The 26,575-nt window shown below is 62.5% G+C and carries 25 protein-coding genes and 1 pseudogene; 15 read left to right on the top strand and 11 right to left on the bottom strand.

Annotated features, from left to right (window positions below; translation table 11 throughout):
• Positions 1-414 precede the first annotated feature (414 nt).
• Positions 415-2,709, top strand: coding sequence for an ATP-binding protein (locus AB3X86_RS08585; RefSeq protein WP_368595617.1), 2,295 nt, complete (start codon positions 415-417; stop codon positions 2,707-2,709).
• A 233-nt stretch (positions 2,710-2,942) separates the two neighbouring features.
• Entirely contained in the window at positions 2,943-4,115 is a 1,173-nt protein-coding gene (locus tag AB3X86_RS08580; RefSeq protein WP_368595616.1) for a hypothetical protein, read from the top strand.
• Positions 4,116-4,219: 104 nt separating this feature from the next.
• On the opposite strand, the gene AB3X86_RS08575 is transcribed toward AB3X86_RS08580, so the two are convergent.
• Positions 4,220-4,777 (bottom strand): NADPH-dependent FMN reductase, encoded by a 558-nt coding sequence (locus tag AB3X86_RS08575; RefSeq protein WP_368595615.1) that lies wholly within the window; start codon positions 4,775-4,777, stop codon positions 4,220-4,222.
• Between the two features lie 289 nt (positions 4,778-5,066).
• Here AB3X86_RS08575 and AB3X86_RS08570 point away from each other — a divergent pair, with 289 nt between their 5' ends.
• Complete coding sequence (locus tag AB3X86_RS08570) at positions 5,067-5,282, top strand: hypothetical protein (RefSeq protein ID WP_176107084.1); 216 nt, start codon at positions 5,067-5,069, stop codon at positions 5,280-5,282.
• A gap of 80 nt (positions 5,283-5,362) precedes the next feature.
• On the opposite strand, the gene AB3X86_RS08565 is transcribed toward AB3X86_RS08570, so the two are convergent.
• A complete protein-coding gene (locus tag AB3X86_RS08565) occupies positions 5,363-5,497 on the bottom strand; it encodes a hypothetical protein (protein ID WP_260331982.1) in 135 nt (44 codons plus the stop codon).
• Positions 5,498-5,950: 453 nt separating this feature from the next.
• On the opposite strand from AB3X86_RS08565, the gene AB3X86_RS08560 reads away from it, so the two are divergent.
• Both AB3X86_RS08560 and AB3X86_RS08555 read left to right on the top strand, forming a co-directional pair.
• Complete coding sequence (locus AB3X86_RS08560) at positions 5,951-6,559, top strand: RNA polymerase factor sigma-70 (protein WP_176107085.1); 609 nt, start codon at positions 5,951-5,953, stop codon at positions 6,557-6,559.
• On the top strand, positions 6,546-6,752 hold the full coding sequence (locus tag AB3X86_RS08555) for a zf-HC2 domain-containing protein (RefSeq protein WP_368595614.1): 207 nt from the start codon (positions 6,546-6,548) through the stop codon (positions 6,750-6,752). Before AB3X86_RS08560 ends, AB3X86_RS08555 begins: the two co-directional genes overlap by 14 nt.
• Positions 6,753-6,776: 24 nt before the next feature.
• Here AB3X86_RS08555 and AB3X86_RS08550 read toward each other — a convergent pair whose 3' ends face one another.
• Positions 6,777-7,064: a DUF1272 domain-containing protein gene (locus tag AB3X86_RS08550; RefSeq protein ID WP_368595855.1), complete on the bottom strand. Its 288-nt coding sequence runs from the start codon at positions 7,062-7,064 to the stop codon at positions 6,777-6,779.
• Positions 7,065-7,244: 180 nt separating this feature from the next.
• Between AB3X86_RS08550 and AB3X86_RS08545 the strand changes: the two genes are divergently transcribed.
• Entirely contained in the window at positions 7,245-8,228 is a 984-nt protein-coding gene (locus AB3X86_RS08545; protein ID WP_368595613.1) for a sulfonate ABC transporter substrate-binding protein, read from the top strand.
• A gap of 54 nt (positions 8,229-8,282) precedes the next feature.
• Here AB3X86_RS08545 and arsC read toward each other — a convergent pair whose 3' ends face one another.
• The gene (arsC, locus tag AB3X86_RS08540; protein ID WP_176120860.1) at positions 8,283-8,642 is read right to left on the bottom strand and encodes an arsenate reductase (glutaredoxin); all 360 of its coding nucleotides are present in this window, start codon (positions 8,640-8,642) and stop codon (positions 8,283-8,285) included.
• 718 nt (positions 8,643-9,360) lie between these two features.
• On the opposite strand from arsC, the gene parA reads away from it, so the two are divergent.
• Both parA and AB3X86_RS08530 read left to right on the top strand, forming a co-directional pair.
• Positions 9,361-10,023, top strand: a complete 663-nt coding sequence (parA, locus tag AB3X86_RS08535; protein WP_013092840.1) for a ParA family partition ATPase — start codon at positions 9,361-9,363, stop codon at positions 10,021-10,023.
• A gap of 24 nt (positions 10,024-10,047) precedes the next feature.
• Complete coding sequence (locus AB3X86_RS08530; RefSeq protein WP_176107090.1) at positions 10,048-11,103, top strand: ParB/RepB/Spo0J family partition protein; 1,056 nt, start codon at positions 10,048-10,050, stop codon at positions 11,101-11,103.
• 59 nt (positions 11,104-11,162) lie between these two features.
• On the opposite strand, the gene AB3X86_RS08525 is transcribed toward AB3X86_RS08530, so the two are convergent.
• Entirely contained in the window at positions 11,163-12,512 is a 1,350-nt protein-coding gene (locus AB3X86_RS08525) for a replication initiation protein (RefSeq protein WP_176107091.1), read from the bottom strand.
• A gap of 1,966 nt (positions 12,513-14,478) precedes the next feature.
• Between AB3X86_RS08525 and AB3X86_RS08520 the strand changes: the two genes are divergently transcribed.
• A complete protein-coding gene (locus tag AB3X86_RS08520) occupies positions 14,479-15,708 on the top strand; it encodes a DNA-binding protein (protein ID WP_368595612.1) in 1,230 nt (409 codons plus the stop codon).
• Positions 15,709-15,778: 70 nt separating this feature from the next.
• Here AB3X86_RS08520 and AB3X86_RS08515 read toward each other — a convergent pair whose 3' ends face one another.
• The 3 genes from AB3X86_RS08515 to AB3X86_RS08505 form a co-directional block, all read right to left on the bottom strand.
• Positions 15,779-16,861 (bottom strand): tyrosine-type recombinase/integrase, encoded by a 1,083-nt coding sequence (locus AB3X86_RS08515; protein ID WP_368595611.1) that lies wholly within the window; start codon positions 16,859-16,861, stop codon positions 15,779-15,781.
• 114 nt (positions 16,862-16,975) lie between these two features.
• The gene (locus AB3X86_RS08510) at positions 16,976-17,374 is read right to left on the bottom strand and encodes a DUF2471 family protein (RefSeq protein ID WP_184225425.1); all 399 of its coding nucleotides are present in this window, start codon (positions 17,372-17,374) and stop codon (positions 16,976-16,978) included.
• Positions 17,375-17,441: 67 nt separating this feature from the next.
• Positions 17,442-18,089 carry a helix-turn-helix domain-containing protein gene (locus tag AB3X86_RS08505; protein ID WP_368595610.1) on the bottom strand — a complete coding sequence of 216 codons (648 nt, stop codon included), beginning with the start codon at positions 18,087-18,089 and terminating at the stop codon, positions 17,442-17,444.
• 137 nt (positions 18,090-18,226) lie between these two features.
• Between AB3X86_RS08505 and AB3X86_RS08500 the strand changes: the two genes are divergently transcribed.
• Both AB3X86_RS08500 and tdh read left to right on the top strand, forming a co-directional pair.
• A complete protein-coding gene (locus tag AB3X86_RS08500) occupies positions 18,227-19,432 on the top strand; it encodes a glycine C-acetyltransferase (RefSeq protein ID WP_176366407.1) in 1,206 nt (401 codons plus the stop codon).
• A 28-nt stretch (positions 19,433-19,460) separates the two neighbouring features.
• A complete protein-coding gene (gene tdh, locus AB3X86_RS08495; protein WP_368589635.1) occupies positions 19,461-20,492 on the top strand; it encodes an L-threonine 3-dehydrogenase in 1,032 nt (343 codons plus the stop codon).
• 41 nt (positions 20,493-20,533) lie between these two features.
• On the opposite strand, the gene AB3X86_RS08490 is transcribed toward tdh, so the two are convergent.
• Positions 20,534-21,184, bottom strand: coding sequence for a YceI family protein (locus tag AB3X86_RS08490; protein ID WP_368595609.1), 651 nt, complete (start codon positions 21,182-21,184; stop codon positions 20,534-20,536).
• Positions 21,185-21,307: 123 nt separating this feature from the next.
• On the opposite strand from AB3X86_RS08490, the gene AB3X86_RS08485 reads away from it, so the two are divergent.
• From AB3X86_RS08485 to AB3X86_RS08470, 4 genes and pseudogenes are all read left to right on the top strand, one after another.
• A complete protein-coding gene (locus AB3X86_RS08485; protein WP_368595854.1) occupies positions 21,308-21,979 on the top strand; it encodes a TetR/AcrR family transcriptional regulator in 672 nt (223 codons plus the stop codon).
• 9 nt (positions 21,980-21,988) lie between these two features.
• Positions 21,989-22,468 (top strand): DUF1348 family protein, encoded by a 480-nt coding sequence (locus AB3X86_RS08480; RefSeq protein ID WP_368595608.1) that lies wholly within the window; start codon positions 21,989-21,991, stop codon positions 22,466-22,468.
• A 249-nt stretch (positions 22,469-22,717) separates the two neighbouring features.
• Positions 22,718-23,233: a hypothetical protein gene (locus tag AB3X86_RS08475; RefSeq protein ID WP_176107101.1), complete on the top strand. Its 516-nt coding sequence runs from the start codon at positions 22,718-22,720 to the stop codon at positions 23,231-23,233.
• A gap of 928 nt (positions 23,234-24,161) precedes the next feature.
• Positions 24,162-24,418 (top strand): annotated as a pseudogene (locus AB3X86_RS08470) (flavin reductase); the annotation flags it as partial.
• Between the two features lie 128 nt (positions 24,419-24,546).
• On the opposite strand, the gene AB3X86_RS08465 reads toward AB3X86_RS08470, so the two are convergent.
• Together AB3X86_RS08465 and AB3X86_RS08460 are read right to left on the bottom strand one after the other, a co-directional pair.
• Positions 24,547-26,196: an NRAMP family divalent metal transporter gene (locus AB3X86_RS08465; protein WP_368595607.1), complete on the bottom strand. Its 1,650-nt coding sequence runs from the start codon at positions 26,194-26,196 to the stop codon at positions 24,547-24,549.
• Between the two features lie 46 nt (positions 26,197-26,242).
• A complete protein-coding gene (locus AB3X86_RS08460) occupies positions 26,243-26,383 on the bottom strand; it encodes a hypothetical protein (RefSeq protein WP_368595606.1) in 141 nt (46 codons plus the stop codon).
• Positions 26,384-26,575: the final 192 nt, after the last annotated feature.

The raw sequence follows: 26,575 nt of genomic DNA, 5'->3' as shown, positions 1-26,575 counted from the left end.
AGAGGGGTGCTAATGCAGCAGGACGCGTTTTGGCGGACCTCGACGATCCGGCGCACAGAGGTGGCAACGGCCTTTTATCGTGGCGAGGATTGTCGAAGCAAAGCCGCGCAAAAGCAACTCGCCGACATCGCCGACGGTAACGATCTGTTTCCAGACTAGGTTAATTTGAGAAATAGTTCTATCGTCAGGACCGGCAATCTTTTAACTTTATCCTTTTGTGTACGTTTGCGCTTCCCGATTCGTCGCTGTTTTAAAGCCGCTCTTAAAGAACGGCCGGTACGGTGGACGCTCGTCCCCGACGCTTTGCGGCAAGTTTTTCCGCGCTCCGTCTATGCTTGTTCTGAAGGCGGCATGGTGCCGGCAATGGCCCGATACGGGGCTGCCACATTCGAACGACTTTTCGCGTCAACGACAATGACATCAGACCAGGTCGACTCCGTGCGAGCGGGCCGCCTTTCGGGTCGTCCTTCCCGCGAGCAGGACGACGCGTCGTTTCCCGCCGTACCGGAACAGAACTTCCAGGTACGTCGCATCACACTGATCGCGCTGCTGGTCGCGGCGATCGTGCTGCCGTTCGTCTATGTCGCGGCGATGGCATTCAGCGATCTGCGCTCGCGCGAGGCCGATGCGACCGAGCTCGCGCTGCGTACGGTGCGGGTCGCCGAAGAACACGCATTGAAGGTGTTCGACATGAACGAGACGCTCAACTCGCGCATCGTCGATCTGACCGAGGGCCTCGACGACGACGGCATCCGCGCGCGCGAACACACGATTCACGACAAATTGCGCATGATGGGCGGCGGCTATCCGCAGGTGGCTTCGGTGTCGATCTACGGCGAACAGGGCGCGCTGCTCGCGAGCAGCCGCCTGTATCCGGCGCCGGAAATTTCGGTCGGCCAGCGGGACGATTTCATCGGCATTCGCGACGGCAGCGTGATCGAACGCGTGTCGAAAGTGATGACAGGGCACGTCAGCGGCGAGCAGGTGTTCAACATGGGCGTCGCGCGCCAGCAACTCAACGGTTCGTTCGCGGGAACGGTGTCGATCGCGCTGCGGCCCAGCTATTTCGATGCGTTCTATCGCGAGTTGCTCGGCAACAGCGACGACACGCCGATCATCATGAGTCTCGTGCGCACCGACGGCGCGGTCCTCGCGCATTACCCGCGCGGCCCCCGCGAGCCGACCGCGCTCGCACCGGATTCGCCGTTCGCCGAAGCGGTTTCGCACGGGCAGCGCTCCGGCGTCGTGCGGATGCACTCGAGCTTCGCCGACGGCAACCTGATCGTCGCATTCCGGCACGTCGGCTCGTATCCGGTCTACGTGCTGTGCGGCTATCGCACGTCGGCGATCTGGGCCGCCTGGTACAGGCACCTGAGCGTGCTGATCCTGTCGATGTTCACGCCGTCGATCGCGCTGTGGTGCGTGATCTGGCTGTCGCTGCGCCGCCTCGGCGCCGAAGAGGAAGCGTGGCAGCGCTGGCACGCCGAGGCATCGATGCGCCGCTCGATCGAATCCGCGTACCGCCAGTCGCGCAAGATGGAAGCGCTCGGCACGCTGGTCGGCAGCGTCGCGCACGACTTCAACAACCTGCTGATGATCCTGTCGGCCAACGTGCAGATCGTGCGACGGCGCGGCGTCGGCGGACTGGAGCGTGAACTGTCGGCGATGGAGCGCGCGTTGAAGAGCGGCCAGTCGCTGACGCGGCAGCTGCTCGGCGTCGCGCGCAAGCAGCCGCTGCGCACCGAGACGCTGTCGCTCCAACGCTGGCTGCCGTCGTGCCGCGAGCTGCTGCGGGCGTCGCTCGGCGCGAAGGTGTCGCTCGTGATCGATAGCGGCGTCGACACCTGGCCGGTGCGTGTGGATGTTGCCGAGCTCGAGCTCGCGCTGATCAACATCGCCGTCAATGCGCGCGACGCGATGGCCAACGGCGGGCGCTTCACCGTGCGCGCGAGCAACGTCGTGTTCCGCCGCGAGGACGGCTTTCCGCTGACCGGCGAGTTCGTGCAGCTGTCGCTCGAGGACACCGGCGCCGGCATGGCGCCCGACGTGCTTGCGCACGCGTTCGAGCCGCTTTACACGACCAAGTCCAAAGGCATGGGCACAGGGCTCGGGTTGCCGCAGGTCTTTGCATTCTGCGAGGGCTCGGGCGGGCTCGCGGCAATCGACAGTGCGATCGGCGCGGGGACCGCGGTGCGGCTCTATCTGCCGCGCGCGTCGACCGAGCCGCAGACGACTGGACCCGCCGAAGCGCTCGCGCCCGCAAGCGACGCGCCGCACGGTCTGCGCGTGCTGCTCGTCGAGGACAACGAAGAAGTCGCCGCCGGCACCGAGGCGCTGTTGCAGATGATGGGCCACCAAGTGAGCTGCGTGTTCAACGCCGACACGGCGCTGCGCGTGCTCGACGACGCCCGCGCGAAGCGCGCGGACACCGGCGAGCCGCCGCTGTTCGATCTGGTGCTGTCGGACATTCACATGCCGGGCAAGATGAACGGCATCGATCTGGCCGAAGCGGTGCTCGGATTCGACCCGCCGCTGCCGGTCATTCTCGTCACCGGCTACGCGGAAGAGCTCGAGCGCGCGCGGCACGTGAACGTGCGCGTGCTGTCCAAACCATTCGATATCGGACTGCTCGAACAGCTGCTCGAAACGATCCAGCACAACACCGTGCAGACGAGCGCCGATACCGCCACGGATCCGGCCGATACCTGACGTCCGCGTCCCGGCGTCATTTACCAGACCTTGTAAAAAGCGCGGCGCTCGCACGCCGCGCCTTTTTCGTCGCGAGCCCGCGTGATGCGTAGCGCGGGGGGCATCGCGGGCGCGCACGGCACGCAGCGCCGCCGCGCGTCGGTGCGGGGGCATGATCGTTGCATGCCCGAAGACGGCAAGGGGACGGCGCCTCGGGCGCCACCCGTTCCAGCAGAACATGTCGGGAGACAACCATGCAACATCTCGTGATTGGTTTATTCGACACTTACGTGCAGGCCGAAACCGCCCGCGACACGCTCGTGCAAACCGGTTTTGCGCGCGAAAAGATCGAGTTGCAGGCGAACGCCGAACCATCGGTTGGCTCGGCCACCAGCGAAGTCGCCAACGCGGGCGTGCTCGCGAATATCGAGCGCTTTCTCGCCAGCCTGTTCTCGACCGGGCCGCGTCCGTCGGACACCGCCCGTTATGCCGAGGCGATGCGGCGTGGGGCGGTGCTCGTGTGCGTTCATGCCGCGAGCCAGTCGCATGCGGAACTGGCGCGCAACACGCTCGTGCGGCTCGGCGCGACCGATATCGGCGACCGCCTACCCGAAGCGGACACCCCGGTCGCCCCCAACCGCGACCACTCGGTGCTCGATGAGCTGGGCATCGGCGCGGTGATGCCGGGTACGCCGCGTACCTCGAGCGTGACGACCGAGGCGGGCGCGACGCCGCGCATGCGGGACACCACGGCAACACCGGGGGCGGGTGCGAGTTCGAGCAGCGGCGCAACGGGTGCGGCGGGCGTCGGCGAATCGACCGGAATCGCCGGCGCTACGGGCGCCACTTCGGCAACAGGGACGACCGCGCCCGACACCATGCCTCCTCCTGCGACTCCGCGCCCCGATCCGCTGACCGCCATGCCGCCGGCGGACATCGGCGCGGCCGCCGAGCCGTTCGCGCCGCCGCCGATCAGCGATCGGCCGATGAGCGATCCGGTCAACGAACCCATCGCCGATCCTCTCACCGGCGATGTGGGACGCAGCGCCATCGCCGCCGGCTCCGTGCCGGGTTCGGGCGCGGTGATGCAGCCCCAGCCGTCCGACATCGTCCCGGAAGGCGGACAGCCGGGCACCGGTCCCGGAGCGCAGATGCCGAACGAATATCTGGAGTACGAAGAAGACTTCCGCACGCACTATGACGAGCAGTACGCAGCCGCGAACGCGCGCTACGAAGACTACGTGCCGGCCTATCGCTACGGCGCGGAGATCGGTCGCGACGCGCGCTTTCGCGATCGTCCGTGGGAAGAAATCGAGCCCGAAGCTCGCCGCCATTGGGAAACCACGTCGCCGGAGAGCACGTGGGAGCGCTTCAAGCTCGCGGTGCGTCATGGGTGGGAGCGAGTGACCGGGCATCACCACGTGTAGGTGATGCAGCGGGCGAAACGGGCGCGGCCGCCTCGCGCGGCGCGCGCCGTGTCCTCGTTGCTTCGGCGGACGGTCACGGCGCGGTCGGCGCCGCTAAGTCTCGATTACGCCACCGCCCCATGCCGCTTGATCCATGTGACGTAGCGGTCCATGAACGATTGCAGGAACTTGCGCGTGCCGTCGTTGACGATTTCGCCTTTTTCGTTGATCACCGACGGATCGTGCTTGATGAATACTTCGGGCTGCCCCATCGTCGCGACGTCGAGATAGGCGAGCACGTTGCGCAGATGCTGTTGCGCGAGCGCCGTACCGGTGGCGCCAACCGAGGTGCCGATCACCGCGCCGGGCTTGTTGCCCCACGAATTCGTGCCCCACGGCCGCGAGCCCCAGTCGAGCGCGTTTTTCAGCACGCCCGGCATCGAGCGGTTGTATTCGGGCGTCACGAACAGCAGACCGTCCGCGGCTTGCACGCGCTCCTTGAGCTTCTTGCCGGCTTCCGGATAGTCGGCGTCGTAGTCCTGCGAGTACAGCGGCAGGGAGCCGATATCGATGTATTCGAAGGTGAAATCGGCTGGAGCGAGAGAAATCACCGCCTGAGCCAATTGGCGATTGAACGAATCCCGCCGCAGGCTGCCGACGATCACTGCAATGTGATAGGCCATGTTCGCTTCCTCAGTTAGTGCGCTCGACGCGCAAAGAGTAGGACTGTTCATGATAGGCAAAAGCCGCGTGAAACGCCTGGGCACTGGCGGATTTGGCTAGGCGATAGCGGATCGGGAAGGGTTCTTGCGGCACCTTTCGGTGGATAACGTCGCCACTCGAAAAGTTATCCACAGAATCGCTGAATAACCTTGTGGATAAGTTGAACTTTTACCTTGTCAATCAAGCATGCCTTCGGGCCAGGGCGATCGGAGGCAAATGGACACCATCGATTTTCTGGAGGACCAGATCATGAGTCTCGACTACGCAGGAAAATCCCACGACGAAGCGGTTGCCGCGCGCAAGAAAGCGCGGCAGCGCGCGCAGGAGCCGGCGGGCGGCAAGATGGCCGTCGACGGCGTCGAAGCCGATGCCACGCATAGCTGTGGTGAGCTGTCGGAGCAAGGCAAACAGGTGTGGCGAACGGGCGCCGGACTTGATGGGGGAGGGAAGGCACCGAGCCGTTAGGGCTGAGCCCTAAACGCAAAAAGGGCGCCGTTGCGGGCGCCCTTTCTTTTGCTTGCTTGCTGCGTATCTCGACGTGCCGATCAGTTGCCGAAAAATACGTTGCAGTACGACTTCGGGCCGTTGCAGGCCGAAGCCGGAGCGTCGGCGTGAGCGATGCCCGAAGCAGCTGCGAACAGTGCGGCCGAAGCGATCAGGGCGGAGAAAATGCGTTTCATGGTCCGGTCCTCGTTTTGCGTATGGTTGCGCGATCTCATGCGATCAATGGCGTGAAGAATAGCGAGCGGGTCCGCGTCCACAAACAGCGAAGATGAAAAGACATTTTTTTATAAATTGAAATAATCGTTATTGCCTGAGCGCACGGAAACTGGTGGTCGACCGCGACGCGTTGATAGAGCGATGCGGCGATTCAAAAGCCTTCTCGCGGGCAGGCCGAAATATCATTTCTTGCAACAATTAATTTCCGGTGTCATAAGCCGCCGCGCCGCGCGACCAAGCTCCTCGGGCCATCGATTGCCAAGGGATATATGTTCAATACCGATTCGTTAGGGCAGGAACGTGGGGGAGAATGGCGCACACATCCGCAAATCGCGCGAGGACGACCATCCGCTCATGAATCACGACGTTTCAGCGCAACACGCGCAGCCGACAGTACAGCGACGGAGCACGCCGTGACGCAGCCAGGCGGCCCGTCGCTCGACGATCCCATCTATCTCGCGCAATTGCGGCGCGACCTCGTGCGCTTCGCCCGTCTGCAATTGCGCGATGCCGCGGCCGCCGAGGACGCCGTGCAGGAAGCGCTGACCGCCGCGTGGACTCAGGCAGCGCGTTTTTCCGCGCAGTCGGAGCACAAGACCTGGGTATTCGGCATCTTGCGCCACAAGCTCGTCGACACGCTGCGTGCGCGCCAGCGCACGGTCAATCTGTCGTCGCTCGAAGCCGAACTCGACGGCGAGGCGTTACTCGATCGCGAGCTTTTCAAGGACAACGGCCACTGGTCGCGCGAGACCAAACCGCGTCCATGGCCGACACCCGAAACCGCACTGCGCCAGCAGCAGTTCTGGACGCTGTTCGAAATGTGCCTCGAGCATTTGCCCGAGCACATCGGACGCGTGTTCATGATGCGGGAGTTTCTCGACCTCGACATCGCGGCGATCTGTGCCGAACTGCAGATCAACGCGAATCATTGCAGCGTGCTGATCTATCGCGCGCGGCTGCGGCTGCGCACGTGCCTGAGCGAAAAGGGCCTATCCAGCGAGGACGCGAATGGGGAAGTGTAAGGACATCACGCGGCTGCTATCCGACGCGCTCGACCGCTCGCTGTCGACTGGCGAATGGCTCGCGATCCGCCTGCATCTGCCGACCTGCAGCGGGTGCCGGAACTATCGCAAACAGATCCGCCTGCTGCGGGTCGCCGCGCATGTGGCGAGCGGAGTCGCGAGCGCTGACGGAGCGGTGAGCAGCGAGGAGTGACTTGCCGCTTTGCCACTTCGCGGTTCAGCGCTCACCGGGCGGCGCGTCGCAATAGCGTTCGAAAAAGCGGGCATGCGACGCTTCATCGATTCCGACGGTATGCGCATCGGCACGCGCGGGATGTTTCGCGAGTTGCGCGCGGCTGTGAATCGGGCGATGCGCGAAATTGCCGCCGCAATTCGGACACACGTTGTGCAGCCTCGTCAGCGGGCAGACCTCACAGAACCTGCATTCGTAGGTGCAAATCATCGCGTCGGGGGCGTTCGGCGGACGTGACTTGCCGCGCGAGTCGCTGGCCGACGCCGCTGTAATGCCGGTCGATTGCAGCGGGAGGGGGTGGGTCGGGCCTTCAGCGTTAAGCAATGCTTCACTAGTGCCGAATGATTTGCTTATGCGAATTTATCGGTTCGTCCAGGCGGGCGGACGAATTATCGTCGGAGCCAATCGAACCAGCCTTGGTGCCCATTAAATTCTCTTTCGACGAGTATTCTCATGTCCCGTGATTCGCTGCTGACGCGCCGTACGTTTCTCGCCGGCGTAGGCGCAACGCTGGCCGCCGCCGCGTTGCCGGTCTTCTCCGCCACCGCATTTGCCGCCGATGAACATGCAAAAGAACTTCGCATCGGATATCAGAAAGCCGCGAGCACCCTGGTATTGCTGAAGGCGAACGGCACGCTCGAAAAGCGCCTTGCGCCACTCGGCATCACGGTCAAATGGACCGAGTTTCCGGCTGGGCCGCAGCTGCTGGAAGGGCTGAACGTCGGCGCGATCGACTTCGGCTATGTGGGCGAAGCGCCGCCCGTGTTCGCGCAAGCCGCGGGCGCCAATTTCGTTTATACCGCGTATGAAATTCCGACCCCGCACGCCGAAGGCATCCTCGTGCATCCGGACGCGCCGATCAGAAGCTTGGCCGATCTGAAGGGAAAGAAGATTGCGCTGAACAAGGGCTCGGATGTGCACTGGTTTCTCGTCGCCGCGTTGCAAAAAAACGGCGTGAAGTTCAGCGAGATCCAACCCGTGTATTTGCCGCCTGCCGATGCACGCGCGGCCTTCGAACGCGGTGCGGTCGATGCGTGGGCTATCTGGGATCCGTTTCTCGAGGCCGCCAAAAGGCAGACGAACGCGCGACTGCTTGCCGATGCGGAAGGTATCGTCAGTCACCACCAGTTCTTTCTGAGCGCGCGACCCTTCGCGCAACATAACGGCGACGTTCTTGCGATCGTGATCGATGAAGTCGGCAAGGAAGGGGAGTGGGTGCGCGGCCATTACAGCGAGGCCGCCGCACAACTCGCGCCGATTCAAGGGCTCGACGCTAGCGTGATCGAATCAGGCTTGCGCCATTACGCGCATATCTATAAGCCCGTCGACGCGAACGTGCTTGCGGAACAACAACGCATTGCGGACACGTTCACCGAACTGCGCCTGATACCGACGAAGATCGTGACCAAGGATGCCGCGCTGTCGGGCAAAACCTAGCGCAGCGGTTCGAGGTCGCATTGCGCACATCGGTTGGCTTCGACGGTCGCGCGATCAGTCGAAAAGCGCGGCGACATTTTCGGGCGGGCGGCCGATGACGCCACGCCCGTTTCTCACGACGATCGGTCGTTGCAAAAGAATCGGATGCTTCGCCAATGCTTCATAGAGCTGGGCGTCCGTCAGCGACGGGTCGGCGAGATTGAATTCTTTATATTCGGCCTCGGTGTCGCGGATCATTTCGCGGACCGGACAGCCAAGTTGAGCATTGAGATTCTTGAGCTCCGCGACGGTCAGCGGCTTCTTCAGATATTCGACGATTTCCGTCGGTTCGTTTGCGGGGTTGTAGGTGTTCGCGACGAGTTCGCAGGCAGCGCGCGATTTGGAGCAGCGCGGGTTGTGGTAGATGGTGATCATGGCTGGGTTGAGGGCTTGCGCCGTTGAAGGTTGCTGTGACGGTTAGAAGGTTCGGGGAATTTTAGCGGGTGACTTGATGGCGTGGCGCGGGATGGTTGCCCGGCATGCGCGTGGTTTGAATGATCGGTAGGTTGGTCGGTTTATGCGCATAAACCGATGCTGCCTTCCGAGGTGAGCCGGTATCGTTTAATGCTCGCAGCGTCAGTTCTCATCGAGCCTGCGATTCGCTTGCGCGGGCGCAATACCCTCTACAACCTATATTCACTCGCTGATGAAGCGCCGCCCCCACGTTTGCCGCTTGCTGCCGCGACGGCGAAGGAGCCGCCTCGGACGACTCGATGGCGAATGCTCCACCGGGTCAATTGCCGCGCGAACTTTATGCGCATAAAGTCTGGCCTGCCTTGGGTCGCTCAGATGTGGGCACTCCTTTTCTCCGCGAGATCAGCTCGCGAATCGCGACTAGTTGCCGACGACTGTGTTCGCAGCACGCGAGCACTCATTCCTCTCGTCCCGTCCCCTCCGGGAGATAGCGATCAGCAACGCTTAAGCCTCAGTCCATCCCTGCCCTGACACCCCACAAGGGGCACACTGCTGATGCCTCTTTATGCGCATAAACCCTTTGCCGAATGGCCTATTTCCGAATTTCCCTTACTCAAATGATTTGAAATAGCAATTCAACCAGGTAAAATCCATTTGCGTCTAAAAAAGGAGGTGAAATTTGGCGGCAGAAATCATCGCGGTAACGCAGCAGAAGGGCGGGGTCGGGAAGAGCACCATCGCGATGCATCTCGGCGCTGCATTTCACGAGAAAGGCAAACGCGTTCTCGTCGTCGACGCGGATGGCCAAAACACTCTGATCCACTGGGCCAGCGCTGCCTCCGACGGCGACATTGGTATTCCATTCGCCGTCGTCAACCTGTCCGAAGCAGGCAGCCAGATCCATCGCGAGATCAAGAAGTTCGTGGCGGACTACGACATCATCGTCGTCGACTGCCCGCCCTCCATCACCGAAAAAGTCTCCGGCGTCGTCCTGCTTGCAGCGAGCGTCGCGGTGATCCCAACTTCGTCGTCCCCCGCCGATTACTGGTCGAGTATCGGCCTCGTCAAGCTCGTTCAGCAGGCGCAGGTCATGAACGAAGACCTGCGTGCCGTGTTCCTGCTCAACAAGACAGAAGAGAAACGGATGCTGACGCGCGAGCTGAAGCGCGCGCTCGAAGAACTCGGCTTCCCTCTCCTCAAGACCCAGATTCCCACGCGCGAAGCCTACAAGCAGGCAATGGCGTTGGGGCAAACGGTGCTTCAGATGAACGACCGCGGCGCGAAGCTCGCCGCGCTCGAAGTACGGGCGTGCGCCAACGAGATCGCCGCCTTGCTCCCGTGAATTTATGCGCATAAAGGACCCTAAATGAAACCGTCCCAATTCGCCAAAGGCTTTCAAGCACGCCCTGACACGACTAGCAGTGAAAAGCGCACCGCACTCGACCGCCTGAATGCGATCGACGGGCTGGTTAAAAATGACGCGAAAAACTCCGCGATCGCCGGGCGTCCGATTCCTGCCGTCGTGCCGTCGCGTCTGCAGGACGCCGAGATCCCTGATCCGGACAACGAATCGGCGGCCTACCGCGCGTGGCGGCTCGAGCACGGCTATCGTCCCGGCCAGATCATCGAACTGGCGCTCAAGACCATCAAGCCAAGCCCGTTCAATCCACGGTACTTCTATGTGAAGTCGTCGATTGCGGAGCTCGCCGTCAATCTGGCGAAGCAGGGGCAGCAGCAGGCGATTCACGTCATTCCCGACTACGACAACCCTGGCACCTACTTCGTCAGTGACGGCGGCCGACGCGTGCGCGCGCTGAAAGAAGCGAACAAGGAGTCGGTGAAAGCGATCGTCATCGATCTGCCAATCGGCATCCAAAGCTACAAGCTCGGCTACGACCTCAACGTCCAGCGCGACTCGCAGACCGTGTTCGACAACGCGATCGTGTGGCGACGCTTTCTCGACGAGCGGCATTTCCAGAGCCAGAAGGAACTGGCCGAACATCTCGGGCTCGACGAATCGACGGTCGCAGTCGCGCTGTCCATCGCCAAGCTGCCGGAAACCGTGATGCAGGAGATGGTCGCGCGCCCTGACCGCTTCGGCTCGAACATGGCATACCAGGTCGGCCGCTATCACACGGCTCGCGGCGCGGACGCGACGCTGAGACTGATCAACCGGATCCTGTCCGACGATCTGAGCACACGCCAGGTCGCCGACATCGTCAAAGGGCGCGCGACCGCGCAGGAAAGCACCAAACCGGCGGGCCGGCAGCGCTATGCGCAACGTCTGGAAATCAAGCTTGGTGGTGTGTCCGTCGGCGATCTGAAATCATATGGGGACGACCGACTCGAGTTGCGCCTGAAAGGCCTCACACGTGAAAAGCGTGACGACATCCTGCGGCAGATTGAAAAGATGCTGAAGTAAGACATCAGGGGCGGTGCGCGTGCACCGCCCCTTGTCTTTCAAAAGCCGTTATCGACCCATCAGGCCGCGCGCGACTGGTTAAGGGTGAAGGCGAGCAGATCGCCGTCGGTGGGTTCGCCCCAGGTCCTGCGTGCGAGCCAGTCGAAGAACGCCGTTTCCACGATCTTCGAATCGAGCCCGCGACGCCGCCAGTCGTCGCGCATGTGCGTGCCGAGCCCCGGCAATTCTTCTTCCTCGAACGATTGCCGTGCGATATCGCGCTCCGACTCCCCCTGTTCGTTGTACAACTCGTAGGCCTGCTTGCGACGGTAAGCCGAGTATTCGCCGAGCAGACGCGCCTTCAGATCGTCGGCCGGCGATGCCATGGCCTTGCTGGTGCCGCCACCTGCCGGCAGCGCCTCGACCGGCGGCGCATAGCCCTTCTTCAACGCATCCTTGAACAGCGCCGGCGCGCTACGCACCGGCGGCAGCGACGTGCTGCGCATCCGCTGCTCGGTCATCTGCAACGCGGCGCGGATCCGGTTCTCTTCGCTGTCCGCGTAAAGCGTCTGCGCTTCCTTCAGCGGAATGCCGATCTTCACCATCCGGTCGACCAGCGTGCTGTCGAACACGTTCGGATGTTCGTCGAGCGCGAGCATCGGCTGCTTGCGCTCGGTCACGCGGAACTGGATTTCGGCGACGCGCCGACCCTCGCGATGCTCGATCAGTTCGACGAAAATGTTCGTGACCGCGTTGACCTCGGCGATGGCCGGGCGCAGGTAGTCGCGCTTGAAATACTTGTACTCGCGCTTCGCCTCGTCGCCGGCTTCGGTATCGGGCGTGCCCGACAGAATCGGCCGCCACCATTCCCAGGTCTCGCGCATCGTCAGATGGCTCGGGTTGGTCAGGTAGCGCACGCAGATCTCGTAGAGCGCGAGGCCCGCGCTGCTGCGCAGCTGGCTTTGGAACTGCAGACTCAGCCGTGCATACTGAACCGGATCGAGCAGCTTCTTCTTGATTTTCGGCGCAAACGAAAACTCGACCCAGACGCGACGCGTGGTCGGATCTTCGAGAATTTCCGCGTCCGCGATCAGCGTCGAAATACCCCATTTGCGGCCGGGCTTCTGACTCGAGGTGCCGGTGCTCCACTCGACCTGCACCGACACCATGCGCCGCAGGTGCTCCTTGACGAGCGCGGTGTCATTGGAATCGAACGCGGAATTAGCGACGATGTCGGACAGCAGCGCCCGATAGGTGTCGCCCGATTCATCCGCTTGCTGGGCCACGGCGAGCAGAACGTTAAAGAGCTTGCGCGTGAGCAACGTGATCTTGCCGCTCTTGGGCTGGATCGCAATTGCCTCGACGGCTTTGCGCAGCTCAGCCGAGCTCGGGCTGACAACATCGGTCTTTTTCGCGCGCTTCGTGGCCATGCGTCGAGGTGAGGGAGGGGATTTCGCGAGAGCATACCGGCTGTGGTGATACGCGTCTATAGCGCCCATCTCACCATTGCCGGTGAAGCGAGTTTACGAAGCGCACCTCACCTCGAGCAAGTCCCGAAAACCCTCACCTCGGCCGCGAGCCACGAGGATCGGGCTCTCCTTGCCGGTCGCGGCGTTTGCGAATCCGGCCCGTTTCGCTGCGTACCGGAACGGGGAGCACCTCATCCCGAATCTTCTCACCTCAAAAATTTTCGCGGATTTTTCGGGACGTCGTGTAAACGGACGGTGTCTGGAGCCGGTGGGACTTCGTCGTGCGGCGTCGCGATGGTTTCGTCGATTCTCGCGTGCTGCCGCGCGACGCAAACTCCGCATCAATAAATGGAATTCACGCGCGGTATTGGACCCTCGGCGCGACGCGGGCGAGCAACGTTCGACTGCGCGGCGCCTCTACTGACGACTCGACCGGCACCGCCGAGAAACCTGCTCCCGTTAACCACCGTTTGCGACTTCGAGCTTCGACCGAACTGCCGTAGAAGGGGAGACTAGCCGTAGGCAAATCCTCACCACTCCCGGTGCTCCCGAAAACTCTCACCGCAGCACCGCCGAACGGGACAACACGACACGCGTTTGTGCCGCGCCAGTACCGCATTTCCTAAATGTGATCTCCTGAAAAGCCTCACCTTTGAGGCTGCTGGAGGTCCAAACGTCCCGTCCTGAGAACTCCTGAAAACCCTCACCATTTGCTGTCGGAAAGGAAAAATCTCCATAATTTCAATAGCTTGAGCCGATTCCGCCGAATGTTCGAACCGGGGGTGTCCCCGTAAAATCTCACCCTAAGCCGGCTTTTTCGCACCGCAGCACTTTTCGTCGCCTTCCACGAAGCTCCCGAAAAGCCTCACCTTTGCGATCAGAGACCAGGTATACCTGCTCCCGCCAATTGCCATCAGGCGGGCATCTCCGGCCCGCAGCCTCCATTTCGATCCCGAATTTCCTCACCTTAACGCTTGAAACCAAAGCCAGAGTGTCCCGAAAAGCCTCCCCTTTGGCGAAATCGCCGGCTAAACCAGCTCGCGGATCCGCCTCATCAGCCGGCGCCCCGAATCCCCTCACCTTTCCAATCGCGAGCGATTCCAGCCAGGCGGTCTTTGGGTCATCGACGCGTGACAATTCATCTTCGCTCCCGTAAAACCTCACCTCAGCGGTCTGGATGCTCAAAAAGAAAGCAAAATTGGCCACGGCGTCCCGAAAAATCTCACCTTCGTTTCATGTTCTCTCCCGCCAGCGCTCACCAAAGTGGTTAACCACCCTAAAAAAGCCCCGAAAAACCACGCTCGCGAGCGTCCCGAAAACCCTCACCTTGGTGCCCCCCAAACCGAATGGGTACCTTTGAGAGCTGTCGGGCGCTTCGCGGTCATGAAGTCCCGCAAAACCTCACCTTTGCCCGAACCCCATGTATACGGCGTTTCCTGAACCCGCTCACTTACCATCCCGGACCTGCTCACCGAGTTCCCCGAACCTCATCACTCGAGTTTCCCGCAGACCCTCACCAAGTCTCCCGCAAAGCTTCACCTTGCCGGGCTGAGCGCCCCGCCAGACAAGGGTTTGCCTAGGCGTTAACGTTTTTAACAAGGGTTCAAAGGTGTTTACTTTTATTACTCTCAAGCCTTGAACCCCGCGAGTCCCGTGAAACACGGGTCTTACAACCCCCAGCCACCGGTGATCAGTCGTGAAACAGTGCGCGATCCCGGGAGAATCTAACAAAGCGCTTTTAATACAATGGCTTATTGGCTATTCTTCGTTTTGTTTCACGATAGAAAACGGCACGGACGTGTTTACTATCGCGATTTGCCTGCAAAACTCCGTCCGGATACGCCAATCCGTTCGCCACTGATAAATCGGTAGCAAACATTACGTAAATTGTTATGATCCATCCAATTCGAGCCACATCGAGGTAAACATGAATCTGGATCAGGAGCGGCAAGCCATTCGCAATGAGCTTGAATCGATGCGTGCGCAGGGCGTGCGCCGCCAGGATCTGTCACTGCATGCATGCAAACGGCTCTTTTTCGATCTCGGCATCCGGCCATCGATGGCGGCCGTGCGCGATCTCACGCAAACCGGCAGCGCGAGTGACATCCCGAAAGACATCGATCATTTCTGGGAGCGCATCCGCAACGTTTCGCGGGTCAAAGTTGGAGCAGGCGCGATACCGAAGGCACTTGAAGATCGCGCCGGCGAACTGCTGGGCGCGCTATTCGAAGAAGCGGTCGTGCAGGCCAAAGCGTCGCTCGATGCCGAACGTGAAGAGATCCGCGCGCAGATCAGCGCCGCCGAACTTCGCGTACGCGACGCCGAAATTCGCCGGGATGCGGCCGACGACTCTATCAGGCGCAGCGAAGCGCGCGCCGAAGCCGCGTGGGAGCGGGTTCGCGCGCTCGAAGCTCAGTTATCGAGCGCGACTACGCACGGCAGCGTTCACCTCGAAGGTATGCAGGCAACCACGCGCAGGCTCGACCAGGAAAACGAGGCGCTGCGGCAACGGCTCGAAAACGAACAAGCCACCAATGCGGCGTTGCGCGACCGGATCGATGCGTTGCACGTCGAATTGCGGCAAAGCACCGAGCACTATGCGCAGCAGATCAAGGATGCGGTCGCCGAAGCGGAGCGGCGGGTCAAGCCGATGCTGGTCGAACTCGATTCGCTGCGCAGCATGGCCGCGACGTATCAGTCCGGCGTGCGTGACGCGAGCCGCAAGGAATTCGAGTTCATTCAACAGATTGCCGCCGCCAAGGCGCGCGCCGACCGGCTCGACGCGCAGCTGCGCGAGCAGTCGGATGAAGTCGATGCGCTGACCAAAGAAGTCGCCGCCCTGCGTGGCCAGCAGGGCATCGATCCGGCCATCGCCGTGCTGCTTTGCTCGCTGGTCACCGAGGGGCGGCTCACGAGCAAAGAGTTGAGCATGATCGGCACCGCGGCCGACGGCCAAGTGACGCTGCCCGCGCGATGCCCGAAATGCGAGGAAGGTGAACCGGAGCTGTCGCAGGTCGATCACCGTTTCGAATTGTTGTGCCCGGAATGCGAGCACTCCTCCGGACTCGGCGAATCGCGGCTCGCGGCGGTGAACCAGTTTCTGTCGAACGATGCGTCCACCGCGCCGTCGTCCCGCTCCGTGCACACGATCCGTTAACCAGAAACGGCCAATCCAACGGAAAAAACGTCAAAGGTGAGGAAATTCGGGAGCGTAAAGGTGAGGTTTTTCAGGGCTCGCCGGCTCCCGTTTGCCTCGTCAAACGCCCGTCACGCCGGGGCTCGGCCAACGGCGCCGCCGCCGGATCGGGCTCCTCTGTCGCGGGCGAATCCTGCTGATCCATCCAAGTTTGCCACGCGCGATACAGCCGGTTCGCAGACACCGCCTGCACGAAGCCGAGCCATTGACCGACCTGTTCGGCCTCGACTCCGCTTTCGAAAAGGTCTGCCGCAAACGTGTTGCGCAAGGTCTGCGGACTCGCGCGCGATTGGCGCGATGCGGCAATTCCCGCTGCGTCGACGAGTGCATCCACCGCGCGCAGCATCGTGGCCTTGTGCATCGGCCTGCCGGAAGGCGACGCGGGAAATACGAGGTTGCCGGCCAATTCCGTCAGCCGACGTTCGGCAAGCCAGGCGTCGAGAATCGCCGTTGCGAACGGCGCGAGCCGTGTGCGTCGTGTCAGCATCGGATTTGGCGACTCGATCGTGACCCACGGCGAGCCCTCTCTCACGCAACTAACCGTAAGCGCTCCCGCTTCGCCTGTCTTGAGTCCCGCACCCAGAAACACGGCGATCAGCGCGCGATCGCGTCGCTCTCTCCAGCGCTGTGCGGTCGACAACGCCGGCAACGGCGCGAACAATCGCGCGATCAACGCAGTGCGTTCTGCATGCGTGAGAAACCCGGTCGGCTCGTTGTCGCGAGCATTGCGCCACGCGGCTTGCCCATCCTGAGCAATGAAACGCGCCGGGTTGGTCGACGCCGATTCGATCTCGCGCACGTGATCGAGCACCCGCTCGATAAGCCGCAAATAGCGGACCCGTTGCGTTTTGCGAATCTCGAGGCCGGCGACGAATTCGGCGATCGCGGGCGTGTCGACCGTCGCGAGGCTTTGTTGCCGCGCGCCGAGCCAATCGAGAAACTGCCCCCACTGCGCCTGATAGACCAACGCCGAAGAGCGACGGAAATGCTGCTTCGCGAGCCACGCATCGAACGCGACCTGCGGGTCGCGACGCCAGTCTTCGCGTTGCTGATCGAACAGATCGGTAGAGGGCGCGGGACGGGGAACGGGGTCGGACAGATGGGGAGGTGACATGGGCATCCTTCTGTTAGTTGCTCCGTTCGGTCCGCGTATTGTAGGCGCTCACCGCAGCACGGCCGACTTCGAGGAACCGATGACAATCCGAGCCATTCTGACATGGCGCCGCCATCAGCCGCCCCACGCCCGGGCGCGCTTCAAAGGCGCATCGACCGGCCGCGGCAGCGCCGCGCGGCGCGCGGCTTCCTCGTACGCATTGACGGCAAACGCAAAAACGGCGGGCAATGCATTGGACGTGCCGAAATCCACGCCGTCATCGGTTTCGGGATAAGGCAGATCGGACGGGCGCTGGAACAGCCCGAGCATCAGCGCGTCGTGCCGGCTGGCGAAACCGAGATCGGCCAGCGCCTCGGCTTCGATGGCATGGAGCAGACGCCACGTGAGCGGCACCTGCTTGACGATGTAGCGCGCGGCGATGCTGCGCACGATATGTTCGAGATCGCGCGCGGCGGTCTGGTAGCGCAGCGCGGCGAGCGTTTGATCGGTAGGGTCGGTTTTCAGGTTGTTCATTCTCGGCTCCAATCGACACCTGATACTGTACAAACATACAGTATCAAGCGCAACCTGGCCGAACGGCCTAGCCGTGAATCACCACTAGCAGCGCCTTCGCCTCGCTCTTGCCGACGTTGCGAATCGCGTGCGGTTCATCCGCGACGTAGCGCGCAGTGTCCGCGACCTTGAGCCGCTTCGTCGCGCCGGCCGCCTCGATTTCGATCGAACCGTGCAGCACGGTCAAATGCTCGCGCGTGCCAGGCTCGTGCGCGTTCGACACCAGCGCCCCGCCAGGCTGCAGCGTCAGCTCGTACCACTCGAACTTGCCGGCCAGCTCGATGGGTCCCCACACCCGCAACTGGTATTTCGCCTCATGACCGCTTAGCGTAGGAATATCGTGCGGTCCCGAAACGGCGATCGCCTCGGGCGACTTCGGCGGCGCAAACAACGAATCGAGGCTCACGCCGAGCGCATTGGTCAGCCGCCAGGCAACCGCGATCGTCGGATTGGCCTTGTCGCGCTCGATTTCCGACAGCATCGATTTCGACACGCCGGCCGCTCGCGACAGATCGTCGAGCGTCATGCGCCGCTCGGCGCGCAGCCGCTGAATCTGCTCGCCGACGCGCGGCGGCGCCGCAATCGCCGCATTCGGCGGCAATGCCGCGCTAGCGGAGGTGGGCGCCGCACTGGCCGCGGCGCGGCGTGTACCCGAACTTGCCATTTCCTGACCCATCGTTTAGAGTTGTTCGATATATCGGATTTTAGTTCGGAAAAACGAAAAAATCCGATAAAGCTGACAACCGACTATAACAGGCCGCCCTTCCCGCGCCCAAGCGAACGCGGGCGCCGTCACCCTCAGGAGTCCCGTTCATGCGTGACCAATACCTTGCCCATCTGCGCGGCACCCTCGACCAGATCCGCGCCGACGGCTTCTACAAGAGCGAGCGCGTGATCGCGAGCCCGCAGTCGGCCGACGTGCGTCTCGCCGACGGCAGCGATGTGCTGAATTTCTGCGCGAACAACTATCTTGGTCTCGCCGACGACCCGCGGCTGATCGAAGCCGCCAAGCAGGGCCTCGATAACGACGGCTTCGGCATGGCGTCGGTGCGCTTCATCTGCGGCACGCAAACCGTGCACAAGCAACTCGAGGCGGCGCTCGCCGCGTTCCTGCAAACCGACGACTGCATTCTCTATTCGAGCTGCTTCGACGCGAACGGCGGCCTGTTCGAAACGCTGCTCGACGAAAACGACGCGATCATCAGCGACGAGCTGAATCACGCGAGCATCATCGACGGCGTGCGGCTGTCGAAGGCGAAGCGCTTTCGCTACAGGAACAACGACCTCGCCGATCTCGAAGCGCGTCTGCAGGAGGCCGATGCGGCTGGCGCGCGCTTCAAGCTGATCGCGACCGACGGCGTGTTCTCGATGGACGGCATCATCGCTAACCTGGCCGGCATCTGCGACCTGGCCGACCGGTACGGCGCGCTGGTGATGGTCGACGATTCGCACGCGGTCGGCTTCATCGGCGAACACGGCCGCGGCACGCCCGAGCATTGCGGGGTGCTGGCGCGCATCGACATCATTACCGGCACGCTCGGCAAGGCGCTCGGCGGCGCATCGGGCGGCTATGTCGCGGCGCGCAAGGAGATCGTCGAGCTGCTGCGGCAGCGCTCGCGCCCGTACCTGTTTTCGAACACGCTGACGCCGAGCATCGCGGCGGCATCGCTCAAGGTACTCGAATTGCTCGCCAGTGATGAAGGCGCGCAATTGCGCGCACGGGTGCGCGAAAACGGCGCACATTTCCGCCGCGCGATGAGCGCGCTCGGCTTCACGCTCGTGCCGGGCGAACATCCGATCATTCCGGTGATGCTCGGCGACGCGCAACTCGCCGGAAAAATGGCCGATGCGCTGCTCAAGCAAGGCGTCTACGTGATCGGTTTTTCGTTTCCGGTGGTGCCGCGTGGCCGCGCGCGCATCCGCACGCAGATGAGCGCCGCGCATACGCCGGAGCAGATCGATCGCGCCGTCGACGCGTTCGCGCGCGTCGGCCGCGAGCTTGGCGTGATCCAGGCCTAGTCGCCGCGTGATTGGAACGGAGAAGCAGATGAAAGCATTGGCAAAACTCGAACGGGGGCCGGGCCTCACGCTGACCGACGTGAAGAAGCCCGAAGTCGGGCACAACGACGTGATGATCCGCATCACGCGCACCGCGATTTGCGGCACCGACATTCATATCTGGAAGTGGGACGACTGGGCGCAAAAGACGATTCCGGTGCCGATGCACGTCGGCCATGAATACGTCGGCGAAATCGTCGAGATGGGGCAGGAAGTGCGCGGCTTTGCGATCGGCGATCGCGTGTCGGGCGAAGGACACATCACCTGCGGTTTCTGCCGCAACTGTCGGGCGGGCCGCCGTCATTTGTGCCGTAACACGATCGGCGTCGGCGTGAATCGCGAGGGCGCGTTCGCCGAATACCTGGTGATTCCGGCCTTCAACGCGTTCAAGATTCCGCCCGAAATCTCCGACGATCTGGCCGCGATCTTCGATCCGTTCGGCAACGCGACGCATACGGCGCTGTCGTTCAACCTCGTCGGCGAGGACGTGCTGATTACCGGCGCGGGGCCGATCGGCATCATGGCGGTCGCCATCGCGAAGCACGTCGGCGCGCGCAACGTCGTGATCACTGACGTCAACGACTATCGCCTCGACCTCGCGCGCAAGATGGGCGCGACGCGCGCGGTGAACGTGTCGCGCGAATCGTTGCGCGACGTGATGCACGATCTGCACATGGCCGAGGGCTTCGACGTCGGCCTCGAAATGTCGGGCGTGCCGAGCGCGTTTACGGACATGCTCCAAGCGATGAACCACGGCGGCAAGATTGCGCTGCTCGGCATTCCGCCCGCGCAAACCGCGATCGACTGGACTCAGGTGATCTTCAAAGGCCTCGAAATCAAGGGCATTTATGGGCGCGAGATGTTCGAGACCTGGTACAAGATGGTCGCGATGCTGCAAAGCGGCCTCGATCTGTCGCCGATCCTCACGCACCATTTCAAGGTCGACGACTATCAGGAAGCCTTCGCGACGATGCTTTCCGGCGAAAGCGGCAAGGTGATTCTCGATTGGACCGCTGCCTGAGTCGGCATCTCACTGTCTGAACGCCAACGCCCGCAGCGCGCTCACGCGCCTGCGGGCGTTTTCACGAATTCGGCCTGGATGCGCACGTGAATATCGTCGCCGACGGCCGGATACCAGGTCGTCAGACCGAACTTCGCGCGGCTGAAATGACCGTCGGCGGAAAAGCCGAGCGTGTCTTTCTTCGTCAGCGGATCGGGCGCGAAGCCGTTGAACGTGACGTCGAGCGTGACCGGCTGCGTGACGCCGCGGATCGTCAGGTCGCCGCTCAGCGTGCCGCGCGCTTCGCCGGTGCGCTCGAAACGCGTGCTCGCGAAGCGGATCTGCGGATAACGCGCGACATCGAGCATGCTGTCGCTTTTCACCATCTTGTCGAGCAGCGGCACGTTCGTGTCGATGCTCGCGGCGTCGATCGCGACCGACGCCGTACTGTGGTCGAGGCCGCCGTCGTTCCAGTCGAGTTCTCCCTGTTTGCGATTGAAACGCATCGTAAAGCGCGTGTATTTGAAGTGATCGATATCGAACGTGATGCTCGTATGGTCCTGATCGATGTCGTAGCGTCCGGGCGGCACGCGCGCCTCGTTCTGACTGACCGAATGCGTGAGCACCTGGATCGGCGTGCAGGCCATCGCGCCCAGTAGCGTTGCGCCGAGCAGCGCGCGTAGCCATGCGGTGCGAACGGGGGATGGTTTCATCGGAGCGATTCCGGTTGAGCGGTGGTCAAGCGATCTCCATCAAGATAGCAGCAAGCGTACCCATCGCGCGGAAGCTCGAAGAAAAACTTGACGAAGGAGAATGATCGTTCTACCTTTTTGTCGATGACACACGATACGAATCCGACTGCCCAAAACGACGCGGCCCAGCCCGGCACCGCGCGCGAACGCCTGCTCGATGCCGCGGAGGCGCTCATCTACGCCGGCGGCATCCACGCAACCGGCGTCGATGCGATCGTGCGGCAGTCCGGCACCGCGCGCAAAAGCTTCTACACGCATTTCGAATCGAAAGACGCGCTGATCGCGGCCGCGCTCGAACGGCGCGACGAGCGCTGGATGAACTGGTTTATCGCCAGCACGCAACGGTACGGTAAGAATCCGCGCAAACGCCTGCTCGGCATGTTCGGCGTGCTGCGCGAGTGGTTCGCATCGGCTGATTTTCATGGCTGCGCGTTTCTGAACGCGGCCGGCGAAATCGAATCGGCCGACGATCCGATCCGCGTCGTCGCGCGCAAACACAAGGCACGTCTGCTCGATTTCGTGCGCGCCGAATGCGACGCGTTCGCGGCGCAAGCGCAAATCGATGCGCGTCGCGCGGCGCCGCTCGCGCGGCAATGGCTCGTGCTGCTCGACGGCGCGATCGCGGTCGCGCTCGTCAGCGGCGAAGCCGCTGCGGCGCTCGACGCGCAGGCGGTCGGCAAGACCTTGCTCGACGCGGCAGCGAAACCCGCTGCCATCAAACGGCCGCCATCCCGGCGCACCGCACGACCTGACTGAGGAACCATCATGGCCGATACGATCGAAACCCGCCCGCCGCTGCCGCCGTTCACGCGCGACACCGCGATCCAGAAAGTGCGCGCCGCGGAAGACGCGTGGAACACGCGCGAACCCGAGCGCGTCTCGCTCGCATACACGACGGATAGCATGTGGCGCAACCGCGCCGAATTCGTGCATGGCCGCGCGGAGATCGTCGGATTTCTGCGTCGCAAGTGGGCGAAGGAGCTCGACTATCGGCTGATCAAGGAGCTGTGGTCGTTCACCGACAACCGCATCGCGGTGCGCTTCGCGTACGAATGGCACGACGATTCGAACAACTGGTTCCGCTCGTACGGCAACGAGAACTGGGAGTTCAACGAGCACGGTCTGATGGCGCGTCGCCACGCAAGCATCAATGACCTGCCGATCCGCGAAGCCGACCGCTTGTATCGCTGGCCGCTCGGCCGGCGGCCCGACGATCACCCGAACCTGTCCGATCTCGGTCTGTAGACGTTCCTGCCACGTTCATCATCGACGGCGCGCCCGCTGCGCGCCGCGAACTTCTTCACCGCGTGTTCATCAGGACGCCATCGGTTCTCCTTTATCCTGGCGGTTCCGGCTGCGGGGCACGTCGCATGCCCGGCCGGGCCGAGCGAGTCCTCAACATCGAGCGCGCGGCTTCAGGTACAGTGCGCGTCGGGCGGCACGCGGATCGCCAGAACACGATGACACCGGCGCTCGACCGGTGACGGAGAAGAAATGCACTTCAGGCAGATGAACAAGAATATCCGGCGCGCCGCGGTGGCGCTTTTCGCAAGCTTCGCGGCGGTCTCCACGGCACACGCGAGCTGGTGTGACGGCGGTGTATGGGTCGACGCGATGCTCGGCTCGTATCACATCAATCCCGATCCCGATACGCACTTCGAGCAATTCAACCCCGGGCTGGGCGTCGAATGCTGGCTGAACAACCAGTGGGCGCTAACGGCCGGCGGCTTTCGCAACTCGCTGCGTCGGCCGTCCTACTATGGCGGCGCCGTGTGGGCGCCCGAGTTCGCGCATTGGGGCATCGTGCGGATCGCGGCGATCGGCGGGATCATCTCCGGCTATAACTACGGCAACTGGGGTCTCGGCAGCAATCATACGATCGGCCCGGTGGTCGCGCCGATCGTAATGCTCGAATACAAGCGCGTCGGCGCGAACTTCATCGTAATTCCGCCGATCCCTTCGGATAATCTGCCCTTTACGATTGGTTTTCAGGTGAAGGTGAAGTTCTGACGGAGTTGTGCGTTGTCAAAAAAGTTGCGACTTTTGGGAAATCACCTAAATCGGACAACGAAGTTGCGACCTTCCGTCTCACACTACGAAAATCTGCTCGCTCTGTCTTACGGGGCGCTGCGCGGTTGGAGCGCTGGCACCCAATCGCACACATCGATATCGATTCTCGCTGAAGTGACGGCGGCGAAGAACAGCGTGTTGCTACCGGCAATCCTCAGGGTCGAGCGTGGGAAGACGGAAAAAGAACTCACGAATGAGACAGCAATAAATGCGGGGCATCATCACATGGTTGGATGACGCCTGACTTCCCGGTGTACAGCCACCCGGCGGCCGAGCGCAGCTTCCCTGCATGATTTCACGCAGTTCGGAAAGGTCGGTCTGGGAATGGCCAGCCGCTGTCACCACGGACAGGTCGCATCTTTTTTGTGCTGCGATAGGAGCCGGAAGCAATGAGGGCGATGGCCCTAAGGTGAGGTTTTTCGGGAGCAAAAGGCTCCCGCTTCACCCGGACCGAGCAATTGCCGCGAGCATGAAGCCTCGAATGCGGGGTTGATCTCCTGGAATTCCTCACCTTTGCGAACCCGTGTCGTCCTCCTGACTCCTGGAAATCCTCACCACCCCTGGAAGATCTCACCTTAGCAGGCTCGGTTCGACTTTTAGCCCTGCATTCCAGCGTACCTTTCTCGCACTGAACACCGACACGCTCCGCGCTGGCTGCTCCGAAACGCCGTTATTCACCACAATGCTGAAGCCAGCGAAGCACGTTTTGCGCTCTTCGACGCGTCTCCTCTCCATCGCCATTCCGACGCACACGGCGCGAGCCGTCGCATATCCCGCCAGCCGCTCCCGTAAATCCTCACCGTAGCGTTTATCGCCGCTCATATCGTGCAGCCATGTCGTCCGGACTTGATTCCGGGCACGCCGGGCACATTTTGCGGGCATGACCGGTCTTTCGATGGAGGATCGCTTCAAGCTGCCCGTATGGGATCAGGGCGAAACGATGTGCCGGTGCTGCGCGGCGCACTAGCGAGCTTGCAGGGGAAGATCGTCGAAGCGAAGGAAGTCGGCCCGCACTCGGTCATGTTCGTGCAGACCACGCAGATTCGTGTGCGCGCCGATGGCGACAGTCTGATTTACTTCGTCCGGAATTTTCACCGGGTGCCGCGCGCGTGGAAGGGGCAATGAGTTCAATGAATTGTTTGAAGCGCTGCCGGCCGGCTCGGGCTCCGGCAGCGCTTGCGTTGTCGTTCCGGACGTGGCTCCCGTAAAACCTCACCATTGCCCGGACCTCCTGGAACTCCTCACCTTTCGCACTACTTCAGCAGCGCCATCTGCACGACCTTGACGATCACGAGCGCGATCGCGAGCAGCAGATAGCCGCGCAGCACGCCCATCCATACGCGTTTGGCGAGCGTCAGACGCGGCGGCGGCAGTTCGTCGAGCGGCGGCATGCGCCATGTGTTGCGCGCTTCTTTCGTATAGACCGAAGCCGGCTCGGCTGCGGCGGATTCGCCGCGCAGTTTGCGAAGCCCAATGCTCGCCGCATACCCGACGACCGCGAGCAACGTGCCACCCGCCAGTACTTCGATGATCGTTTCCGCCGCGATGTCCGGATAGATCACCGACGCGGTCAGGATGATCGACAGCATCACGAGCACCCAGATCACTGAGCCGGTAAACAGATTGAGCTTCTTCGAGTTGGCCCACGGACCGAGCACCGCGCGGTCGTTGCACAGCAGCAGCAGGAACACGGTCGCGCTCGGCAGCAGCACGCCGGCGAGCGTTTGCACCGCTTCGGTCAGCAGACCGAGCGGGCTGCCCGGAATCAGCACCAATACCGCGGCGGCCGCGACGATCGCGAAGTACACGACGTAGAAGCCCTTCGCGTCCGACACGCTACGGTGCAGCGAATGACGGATCTTGAACACGTCGCCGATCGCATAGGCGGTTGATAGCGACACGGCTGCCGCGCCGATCACGCACGCGTCGAACAGCGCGATCGCGAACAGCACCGCCGAGGTCCGTCCCGCGTATCTCTCCAGACCGGCGATCACACCGCCCGCGTCCGTGAAGTTGCCGAAGCCGGGCCGGCCGTCGAACAGCGCCGCGCTGAACGAGATCATCGCGACTGCGCCGATCAGCACGAACACGATGCCGATCCACAGGTCGGCTTTTTCGTAGTTCATGAAGCGCGGCGTGATGCGCTTGTCGACCACATAGCTCTGCTGGAAGAACAGCTGCCAAGGAGCGACCGTCGTACCGACGATGCCGATCACGAGCAGCATCACGTCGGACAGCTTCGAATGCGCGGGCCAGTTCGGAATGAAGAAGTCGCGCGCGATCTGGCCGACCGGCGGATGAATCGATACGAGCACCGGCACGAGCAGCAGGCTCAACACGCACAGCGCGACCGCGAAACGCTCGAAGCGGCGGAAGTCGCCGGTGCTGACGGCGGCCATCGTCAGCGCCGCGGCGATGCACACGCCCGCGATCTTCGAGACGCCGAAGAAGTCGAGCACGAACGTGATGCCGATGAATTCCGTCACGATGGTCAGCGCGTTCAGCAGGAACAGATCGACGACGCTGAACGCGCCCCAGAACTTGCCGAAGCGCTCGAAAATAAGCCGCGCGTGGCCCACGCCCGTGACCGCGCCGAGCCGCAACACCATCTCCTGATTGACGAACAGCACCGGCACCAGCAACAGCATGGTCCACAGCAACGTGGTGCCGTAGTTCTGGCCGGCCTGCGTGTAGGTGCCGAATGCGCCCGCGTCGTTGTCGCCGACCATCACGATCAGACCGGGGCCGAGGATCGCGAGCAGCGTGCGCACGCGCGCCCACCAGCTGGTGCGCGGTGCGATGTCATGGTGAGCGATCGTGCCGAGCGCGCCCTTGATATCGCCTACGTGTGCCGAATCGAGCACGGCGCTGCGCGCGGAGGAAAAGTTCGTCGGAGTAGACATGTCGTTCTCTCCTGGTTGTAGTTGTCGGAGGTCGGGTCGCGAAACGCTATGCCACGCGCGACATTACGCGACGGCAGAAGGCGATGAACGGACGCAATTCGCGCGGGTGCAGCACGAGCAGAGCGTCGTAAAACGCGCGCGATTCCTGTACGCGCGGGAACTTCGAAAGAAGGAGGCCGAATTGCATTGGGTATCTCCGTGCGCCGGTTTCGACGCGCTGGTGGAAAGCCAGCAGACACGGAGGCCGCGTATGTCCGGGCGCGGCGGTGGAGGTCTACTCGCTTTCCTCAGTTAATAGAACAGGGAAGCGGCATAAGGGATAACTGTCACTGCCAGGCATGGCGGCTCCTTGTTGGCGGCTAGCGTGTATGAGCGATTG

Source organism: Paraburkholderia sp. BR14374 (assembly GCF_040948685.1).
Classification (GTDB): domain Bacteria; phylum Pseudomonadota; class Gammaproteobacteria; order Burkholderiales; family Burkholderiaceae; genus Paraburkholderia; species Paraburkholderia youngii.
Note: the sequence above shows the minus strand (reverse complement) of the source record. Positions and strands in the feature narration are given on the sequence as shown.